Genomic DNA, 9,250 nt, shown 5'->3' with positions numbered 1-9,250 from the left:
TTGATGGCGCTTCTTTTGTTGTTACATCTTCTGTTGATGTTGTAGCAGTTTCATTAGATGAGTCAATTTTTTGATTATTTTTGTCGTTATCATTCTCTATACTATTTAGAGAAGTATTTTCCATATGATTTTCTTCAGCTGCTTTTGCCTCATTGTCAGCGTGACCAAAAATCAATGTAGCACCAACTAATATTGAAGCTGTTCCTACAGTGAATTTTCTTATAGAGTACTTATTTAACTTATTAGAAATAAAATCCAATCTCTTGTTAATAGGACCTTGTCTTCTTTTACTCATATTTACCCCCTAATAAATAAATTATTTACACTTTAAAATGTAAAATACACATAATATTATATGTAAATACACTTCTAGGATAATGTGTTTTACCATTTAACACAATACTTTTAAAATTTTTTGCAATAAAAAAATAAATATTAGGTCATACAATAGATAGGTACCTTTAATCTTTTTAAGTCAATTCACTTGACCAAGTTATAATTATCTCCAAATGATATACAATCTTTCTCGTTAAATAAAAAGAGAGCGATACCTATCGCTCTTTAAACTCGTTTCTTCCTTTATAAGTGTGTTTTTTAACATTATTATAATTTATTTTAAATGTTCGTACGGACTGTTATTGACAAATGATACAATTTGATCGACAAATAGTTTTGCGCGTAATTGGAATTCTTCGTCATTTAAATACAGTGTGCCATCTTCTAATTTTGCATAATCCGAATCGTGTGTCGCAATTTGTGTAGGTACAGCAATACCTAATAAACTACGAACAATGACACGTAAATGTGAGAGTGGTTCTGAACTTACGATACCGCCACTGTTACCAATTAAGCCCACTGGTTTCATTTTGACATATTCCATATTAATGTGATCTAACGCATTTTTTAAAATGCCTGAATATGAACCATGATAATTTGGCGTACCAAAAATTAGGAAATCCGCTTCCATTGCTTTGTCTTGGAACGCTTTTGTATTGGCTTTAATTTCCTCTGTTGAATGTGTTGTTCCTGAAAAATCAAGTTGATTTAATGGTCTTTCAGCTAAATCAAAAATATCTACGTCGACATCATGATTATCGAATTGTCCTGTTAAATATTTAGCTAGTGCATTGGTATGTGAACCTACTTGTGCACTTCCTACTACAATAAGTCCTTTCATTTCGTTCTAACACCTCTTAAACATTATTTATTTCTCTTCAGTTAAAACTTTCATAATTGCTTTACCTACACCACTATGTTCATTGGTATCTGTAACCAATTTAGCTATAGCTTTCACTTCGGGCATCGCATTGTCCATCGCAACTGGATAGCCTACGCGTTCAAGCATGGATACATCGTTTAAATTATCTCCTAACGCCATGACATCTTGTAAGTCAATATGAAGTTGATTAGCAATAGTTTCTAATGCAATTCCTTTTTGAGCATCTGAATGCGTAATTTCTAAATTACCACGTGATGATGATGAAACAGCAAGACTTGATATGGCCGATAATTCTTTTCCAATACGTTCAATTTTTTCAAGATCTGGATTAAACGCCAGTACTTTCATTATCAGTTCTCCCGGAATATCTTCAATATCCTTGTAATTATCGACAATTTTGAGTGTCCCGTTATCTATACGTTTTTGAATCCCTGCTTTAATCTTTTCAACATCACCTTGTTGGCCTGCATTTCTTGCAATATCTAAATAGATATCTAAATCACGTGTTGGATCTTCTGTATAAATCCCTCTATTCGTATACACTTGGTAGTACACGTCTTCTCGATCAAGAATCGCTTTAATTCGTTCTACTAATTCATGATTTAAATGAGAGGTATTCATAATATTGAATGATTCATCACGTACTTCTGCACCATTTAAACAAATATAAGGCACTTTTAAATCTGTTTCAGCCATGGGCGTGCTTGCTTCATAAAACGCACGACCCGTTGCAATGACTACTGTAATCCCTTTTGATTGAGCATATTTAATCGCATTAATATTTTCTTCTGAAATTTCATGTGCTGCATTTAACAGTGTCCCATCCATATCTGTTGCAATCAGTTTAATCATGCCGTTACCTCATTTCATTAGCTAAACTTACAGCTATTATATTTTAGAACATACATATTCAGTGAACACAATTACAAAATTTAAATTTGTTTTACCGTTCCTATTTTAACAAATTTATCATCTTTTGTACGATGATGTGTTTCTTTTAACTTTTTTAGCTCTTAAATCACGGAAAAATTGTCTCAATAAATTGCTACACGCTTCTTCTAACACACCCTGTTCAACAATTGCACGATGATTAAATTGTGGTTGTTGTAGTAAATCCATTAAACTACCACTGCATCCTCCTTTAGGATCCATCGCGCCATATACAACCCGTGGTATACGACTCATTACAACCGTTCCAGCACACATGACACAGGGTTCTAATGTGACATATAATGTACAATCTTCTAAACGCCAACTTCCTATGACTTTAGCTGCCCGTTCTATTGCTAAGTGTTCAGCATGAGCAGTAGGCTGTTGCAGGGTTTCTCTTAAATTATGAGCACGTGAAATAATGTCGTTATCTTTAACGATCACTGCTCCGATTGGAACTTCACCAAGCTGTCGAGCCTTTTTCGCTTCTTCAATTGCACATTTCATGTAAAATTCATCATTTGTCATATGTGTCATCCCTTACTTATGATAAAATACTCAATGTCTATTTTAACATTTGGAGATGTAATTATGAATAAACCATTTATTGCAATAGAAGGTCCGATTGGCGTTGGCAAATCGTCTCTTACTCATAAAATTAGCCAAACCTTTAATTATTATGAAGAAAATGAAATCATTAATGAAAACCCCTTTCTTTCTGATTTTTATGATGATATTTCAAAATGGAGTTTTCAAACTGAAATGTTCTTCCTTTGTAATCGTTATAAACAAGCACAAGATATTGCAAAAATTAATCAAGGTGTGGTAAGTGATTACCATATTTATAAAAATAGAATATTTGCCCGCAATACACTTAACGAATCAGAATTTGATAAATTCAATCGTATTTTCAATATTTTAACTGAAGATCTTGAATTACCTAATATGATCATCTTTTTAGATGCTGATTTAGATGTACTGAAACGTCGTATTGCTAAACGTAACCGTAGCTTTGAACATCAAATTGAAGATAGCTACTTACTTAATTTAAAAAAGGATTATTTATCATTTTATGAAACATTAAAAAACGAAGGTGCTAATGTGATTTTAATCGACACTTCTGATTTAGATTTTGTACAAAATGAATCAGATTATCAATTGATTTTAAACCAAATTAAACCCATGATAGGAGATATAAAATATGAATAATTACGGTATCCCTCAAAATGCAATTATTACAATTGCTGGAACAGTAGGCGTAGGAAAATCTACATTAACTCAAGCGCTTGCTGATAAACTCAATTTCAGAACTTCCTTTGAAAATGTAGACCATAACCCCTACTTAGATAAATTCTATAATGATTTTGAACGTTGGAGTTTCCACCTGCAAATTTATTTTTTAGCTGAACGTTTTAAAGAACAAAAACGCATGTTTGAATACGGAGGAGGCTTTATACAAGATCGTTCTATTTATGAAGATGTTGATATTTTCGCAAAAATGCATGAAGAACAAGGAACAATGAGTAAAGAAGATTTTAAAACTTACTCGGAGTTATTTGAAGCAATGGTTATGACACCCTATTTCCCTAAACCAGACGTTTTAATTTATTTAGATTGTGACTATGATGAAGTGATCGATCGTATTCATCAACGTGGCCGCGATATGGAAATGAATACTGATCCGGTATATTGGAAAAAGTTATTTAAACGCTATGAAAATTGGATTAACAATTTTAATGCTTGTCCTGTAGTAAGAGTGAATATTAATGAATATGATATTCATGAAAACCCCGACTCTTTAGATCCAATTATCGACAAAATTGCACATATTATTCAAACATATCGAAATGTAGATCATCGATAAAAAAAGAGACAGACTTTACTGTCTCATCTAGGCAAGAAGGACTAGAATTAAACGTGGGTGTAAACCCATGTTTAATTCAGTCCTTGGCTGCCAATATGTTATAAATGTAGAAAATAACCATTATACTTTAATCTCTTTTTGTTTAATTATTTTGTGTATATTTTTTTAATACTTCTGGTACACTCACAGCTGTTTCAATCACGTAATCAGCATCCACAAGTTCCTCTTTTTTTGCGATACCACTTAATACACCAATGGCTAGACCTAACTTTGCATTCACTTTAGTCTTCATATCATTATTTGTGTCACCTACAATGGCTACATCTTCCGGTTTAACATCGTAATGATCAAAAAGTGGTTTAAGTACTTCAGGATTGGGTTTTTCAGCCGCATGCGCTTCAGTAGAAATGACTAAATCAAACGCATCTTTAGAATGTGTTTCTTCTAAAAATTGTGTCACTCCTTTTTCAGAGTCGCTAGTCACAATACCAATTTTATAGCCTTCTTGTCGTAATGATTGAATCATATCATAAACGCCATCTATCCAGTTATTTTCTGGTTCACGGCTATCTACTAATGTTTGACTTGTATCACGCGTCCATTTAGAAACATCTTTTCCAGATTCATCATTAAATGCATGAACAATTTCATCTAACGATCCTGAACCCATAACAGAATCCGGACTAATCGTATCTTTAACAACGCCTAGTTTGCGAAGCGTTGCTTCTTTATTTGCTACAGGAAATGTGTCCAGGAAACTATTTACCAAACGTACGCCAATTTTTTCCCAACTATGATCAAATTCGATTAATGTACCATCTTTATCAAATAATATCCATTCCATTTATATATACACTCCTTATTTTATATTTCATTGTAATATACATTGTTCTTTTAAGTATAGTAAAAGAACTGCTTAGTATATGTTTATAAAAAAAGCCATACCTCTCTAGGTATGACTCAACTAAGAATATATAAAACTAGTTTTGAATAACTTTGGCATTACTATGCCTCAACGGGAATGAGACTATGTGTAAGGGAATAATCTCTAAGAATATCATACATCACTTCATTTTTATTGTCCACAACAAGTTGATAAGTATCAACATTCTATTTCATTATATATTTATAACCTTACAGGTGCGATATTAAAAAATTCTACTTTTTCACAGTTTTTGCATTCTGTAATAAATGTTTTAATATTTGATGTTTCAGTATCGTCAGAAACTGGAGAAAATACAAATTTATCTTCATGATATTTAATTTTAGGTGCTATACAACATGTATCACGATGTTTTTTCTTATGAAAATCAGACATTGTTTCAATTTCCTTGTTTGAATATTTAGCTTCAGTCATTATCATCACCTCTTATTTAATGTGTTTCAACTTTATCATAAACGATTAAAAAATTGTGCACAATTCCTTAATTGTTTACTTTTAATACCTAAATGTTAATTCGCTATAATTTAAATTATATATTAAGAAACACGCTTCTTATTTAGTAACTATATCTAAATAAAAAGCGTGCTTTACTAGTATTTAATGAAAATATATATTCAATTCGATTAGGGGGAACAATTAATTAATTTCTCGGTTCACCATTTACAAGAATACCACTTACTAAATCATATACTTTTTTAATGAAACTAAAGATATCTAACATGGTTTTCATCTCCTTAAATATGTTTACAACTAATAGTTTAGTACATATTTTAATTTATAGGGGATTTCTGCCTAAATTGATATGATTCATGCTAAAGTGTCTTGATTTCCCTATTATTTCATATTAAATGTTGCCTAGAAGTCCAAATTATTCATCAAATTCCAAAAAAATGAAAAAGATGTATTGAAAAATAATAGAAAATTTGCCTTATTGCTTTTATATCTATAAGTGGTTTAATTAATAGATAATACAGTGATTATAACCTTCACTTAAAAAATGAATGAACTGATTCATCAAATTCTATAACATATCTTTATGATATACTATTGAGTAATTTTAACAATGATATTCATCATATCATTACTAAAAATGAAAGGATATATTCATGTTAATCGTTATTTTTATTTTATTCGGAATTGGAATTGGATTATTTATATTTAGTTTCTTCTTAGCACAAAATGAAGGACTCGCTTATAAAACAATTAGCAGAGGGTTTTCTGCACTATTTGTATCACTTGGTATATTAGCATTAATGGGATATCTCATTAATTTTATTTCTTCACATTATTTAAATATCTAATTCCTTATATTTTCTATTCTCAAAAAAGTGGAAAGACATCATTTAAAGTTGTCTTTCCACTTTTTCAATTTACTTTGTTGTATTATTGGTATCTTGATGATACTTGAATTAAATATATATCGTATTAATTACTCTAAGATTATCCAAATCACTGATAAAAATTGGAGCCAGATAATCAAACAGATCAAAATCATAATTAGTATTACTTTCATTGAAACTTAGTCTTACTAGTCGTGTACTAGCGAGGCTTTTTTCACATACAAAAAGGGGCTTTATGCCCCTAAAGATCTATATCATTTAAATGAATTTCATATGCTGAGATTACCTAAGTAATAATGGTATTAGGTATATGGTATTTGTAATAGAAGAAAAACACTAAGTCAAGGATTGTCATTTAGGTAATCTCATTACTTATTATTACATAATAAAATTTAATTATCTATACTATTGAAATAAAAAATAAAATTTTTTACATTTAAATCTAATTAATTATTAAAATGATAAAAAATTGTTTATCTTTATTTGTAAAGGGTATAATTTAATTAGCAGAATATTTCGTTATAATATTTTACTCCTTATTTATTTTACATCACCACTCTTACTTAGTTCGACATAAGCTATGTTAAGAGTGGTTTCTTTATACAAAAAAGAAGCCAACTCACTTTTTGATATACCCCCAAAAGTTGTTCTAAAATAAAAAACAACAAGATAGAAACCGCGTGGTTATAACGTTTCCAGCTTGTTGTTATAAGTTATTTATATTCCGGCACAATAACTCTCCAACCATGTTTATCTTCTAATTTACCACTTTGGATACCAGTGTATGTGTCATATAATTTTTTAGTGATTTCTCCAGGTTCATTATTATTAATCACAATTTCTCTATCTTCATATTTTAATGTACCTACTGGAGAGATGACTGCTGCCGTACCAGAACCAAATACTTCTGTTAATTCGCCTTTATCGTAAGCTTCGAATAATTCATCAATAGATACTTTACGTTCTTCTACTTCATAGCCTAATTCTTTTGCTAATTCGATAATTGATTTACGTGTAATACCAGGTAAAATACTACCATTTAACGCAGGAGTTACTAATTTGCCATTTTCAACAAAGAAAATGTTCATACTACCTACTTCTTCAACATATTTTTGTTCAACGCCGTCCAACCACAATACTTGATCATATCCTAAGTTATTCGCATTGGTTTGTGCTAATAAACTTGCTGCATAGTTACCTGCTACTTTAGCAAAACCTACACCCCCACGAACTGCACGTACATATTCATCTTCAACATAAATTTTTGTTGATTTTAATGTATCACCGCCGTAGTAAGCGCCTGATGGAGATAAGATAATTAATAATTTGTATTTTTTAGAAGCACGAACACCTAAGATGCCTTCTGTAGCGAATACGAATGGACGAATATATAAAGATTGACCCTCGCCTTCTGGCACCCAATCACGTTCGATATCAACAAGTTGTTTCAAACCTTCTAATAATAATTCTTCATCTACTTTAGGCATTTCTAAACGCGCTAATGAATCATTGATACGTTTGAAGTTTTGATCTGGACGGAATAATACGACCTCACCATTATGTTTATATGCTTTTAAACCTTCAAATACAGCTTGACCATAGTGTAAACTTTGTGCTGCTGGAGAAATTTCAAACGGTGCATAAGGAACAATTTTTAATTCTTGCCAACCGCCTTTTTCTTCATCATAATCTACACTTAACATATAGTCAGTGAAATATTGCCCAAACCCAAGATTTCCTTCTGGTTTTTCTTTAAGTGTGTCACGTTGTTCAAATTTAACTTTTTCTGACATGTTGAAGCCTCCTAATATATTTCATGAATAAGATTTAATATAAATTATAGCAATCTCATATAGTCTATTCAATAAATTTTCTAAAAATTCAAATAAAATAAAAAATGAAACCCTTTTCTTTTTTATACTCTTTAAAAGAGAGTCAAAATCCAAACCACCTTTTTAATTATGAACTTATGTCTTTTCTTCATTTTCTTTAATCGTTCGTATCATTGTTTCTGTCATTTTAGCCAAATGATACTTTGGATTAAAGCCCCATTCTTTTCGAGAATAACTGGTATCAATATTATCTGGCCACGTATCTGCAATCGCTTGTCTTACTGGATCGACATCATAATCTAATGTAAATTCAGGAATATGTTTTTGAATTTCTTTCTTAATCATCTCAGGTTCAAAACTCATTGCGCTTAAATTATAACCATTGCGTATTACAAGTGTCTTACTATCCGCTTCCATAAGTTGAATAATCGCATCAATGGCATCGTCCATATACATCATATCCATATACGTATGTTTAGCGATATAACTCGTGTAGTGACCATGTCTAACCGCTTCGAAATATATTTCTACTGCGTAATCTGTAGTACCTCCGCCTGGCTCTTTGGTATGTGAAATGAGCCCTGGAAATCTTACACTACGTGTGTCGACACCAAACTTTTTAAAGTAATATTGGCATAATAATTCACCTGTAACTTTATTTATCCCGTACATTGTTGTCGGTTGTTGAATCGTATTTTGAGGTGTGTTTTTCTTAGGTGTAGACGCACCAAATGCCCCAATTGAACTTGGCATAAAGAAATGTAAGTCATACATTCTTGCAGTTTCTAAAGCATTCATTAACCCACCCATATTTAAATCCCAAGCCTGCAAAGGATTTTTTTCAGCTGTTGCAGAAAGTAACGCAGCCATATGCATAAGTGTATCTGCTCTAAAGTCTTCTACTACAGCCATCATTGCGTCACGATCTGTTACATCAAGTAATTCAAATGGACCATCATTAATCAATGAATGTGGTTCTAGCTCTTTAATATCAGTGGCTAATACATTATTTTTCCCATATAATTTTCTACATTTTAGTACCAATTCAGTTCCTATTTGTCCTAGTGCTCCTGTAATTACAATTCTCTTCATTATTATTTCTCCCTTTATCTTATCTATCCT

Annotated in this window: 11 protein-coding genes; 3 read left to right on the top strand and 8 right to left on the bottom strand. The window is 31.2% G+C overall.

What is annotated here, in order from left to right:
* From HMPREF2881_RS11555 to tadA, 4 genes are all read right to left on the bottom strand, one after another.
* Nucleotides 1–295: YSIRK-type signal peptide-containing protein (locus HMPREF2881_RS11555; RefSeq protein ID WP_083310080.1), on the bottom strand; the 295-nt coding region annotated here is incomplete at its 3' end.
* Between the two features lie 315 nt (nucleotides 296–610).
* Nucleotides 611–1,177 (bottom strand): NADPH-dependent FMN reductase, encoded by a 567-nt coding sequence (locus HMPREF2881_RS10065; RefSeq protein ID WP_002488411.1) that lies wholly within the window; start codon nucleotides 1,175–1,177, stop codon nucleotides 611–613.
* Between the two features lie 27 nt (nucleotides 1,178–1,204).
* Complete coding sequence (locus HMPREF2881_RS10060; RefSeq protein WP_002488393.1) at nucleotides 1,205–2,071, bottom strand: HAD family hydrolase; 867 nt, start codon at nucleotides 2,069–2,071, stop codon at nucleotides 1,205–1,207.
* Between the two features lie 117 nt (nucleotides 2,072–2,188).
* Nucleotides 2,189–2,677 carry a tRNA adenosine(34) deaminase TadA gene (tadA, locus tag HMPREF2881_RS10055; RefSeq protein ID WP_002488412.1) on the bottom strand — a complete coding sequence of 163 codons (489 nt, stop codon included), beginning with the start codon at nucleotides 2,675–2,677 and terminating at the stop codon, nucleotides 2,189–2,191.
* A 63-nt stretch (nucleotides 2,678–2,740) separates the two neighbouring features.
* Here tadA and HMPREF2881_RS10050 point away from each other — a divergent pair, with 63 nt between their 5' ends.
* On the top strand, nucleotides 2,741–3,358 hold the full coding sequence (locus tag HMPREF2881_RS10050; protein ID WP_002455719.1) for a deoxynucleoside kinase: 618 nt from the start codon (nucleotides 2,741–2,743) through the stop codon (nucleotides 3,356–3,358).
* On the top strand, nucleotides 3,351–4,013 hold the full coding sequence (locus HMPREF2881_RS10045; protein WP_002449060.1) for a deoxynucleoside kinase: 663 nt from the start codon (nucleotides 3,351–3,353) through the stop codon (nucleotides 4,011–4,013). The genes HMPREF2881_RS10050 and HMPREF2881_RS10045 overlap by 8 nt, the downstream gene beginning before the upstream one ends.
* Before the next feature lie 142 nt (nucleotides 4,014–4,155).
* On the opposite strand, the gene HMPREF2881_RS10040 is transcribed toward HMPREF2881_RS10045, so the two are convergent.
* Together HMPREF2881_RS10040 and HMPREF2881_RS10035 are read right to left on the bottom strand one after the other, a co-directional pair.
* Nucleotides 4,156–4,857: an HAD family hydrolase gene (locus HMPREF2881_RS10040; protein ID WP_002488392.1), complete on the bottom strand. Its 702-nt coding sequence runs from the start codon at nucleotides 4,855–4,857 to the stop codon at nucleotides 4,156–4,158.
* 282 nt (nucleotides 4,858–5,139) lie between these two features.
* Nucleotides 5,140–5,370, bottom strand: a complete 231-nt coding sequence (locus HMPREF2881_RS10035; protein ID WP_002488402.1) for a hypothetical protein — start codon at nucleotides 5,368–5,370, stop codon at nucleotides 5,140–5,142.
* A gap of 692 nt (nucleotides 5,371–6,062) precedes the next feature.
* On the opposite strand from HMPREF2881_RS10035, the gene HMPREF2881_RS10030 reads away from it, so the two are divergent.
* The gene (locus HMPREF2881_RS10030; protein WP_002449037.1) at nucleotides 6,063–6,257 is read left to right on the top strand and encodes a hypothetical protein; all 195 of its coding nucleotides are present in this window, start codon (nucleotides 6,063–6,065) and stop codon (nucleotides 6,255–6,257) included.
* Nucleotides 6,258–7,009: 752 nt separating this feature from the next.
* On the opposite strand, the gene HMPREF2881_RS10025 is transcribed toward HMPREF2881_RS10030, so the two are convergent.
* Nucleotides 7,010–8,089: a branched-chain amino acid aminotransferase gene (locus HMPREF2881_RS10025; RefSeq protein ID WP_002488398.1), complete on the bottom strand. Its 1,080-nt coding sequence runs from the start codon at nucleotides 8,087–8,089 to the stop codon at nucleotides 7,010–7,012.
* Between the two features lie 174 nt (nucleotides 8,090–8,263).
* On the bottom strand, nucleotides 8,264–9,220 hold the full coding sequence (locus HMPREF2881_RS10020) for an NAD-dependent epimerase/dehydratase family protein (RefSeq protein ID WP_002449055.1): 957 nt from the start codon (nucleotides 9,218–9,220) through the stop codon (nucleotides 8,264–8,266).
* Nucleotides 9,221–9,250: the final 30 nt, after the last annotated feature.

Source organism: Staphylococcus sp. HMSC057A08 (genome assembly GCF_001812925.1).
Lineage (GTDB): Bacteria > Bacillota > Bacilli > Staphylococcales > Staphylococcaceae > Staphylococcus > Staphylococcus hominis.
This window is presented reverse-complemented; position numbering and strand designations above follow the sequence as displayed.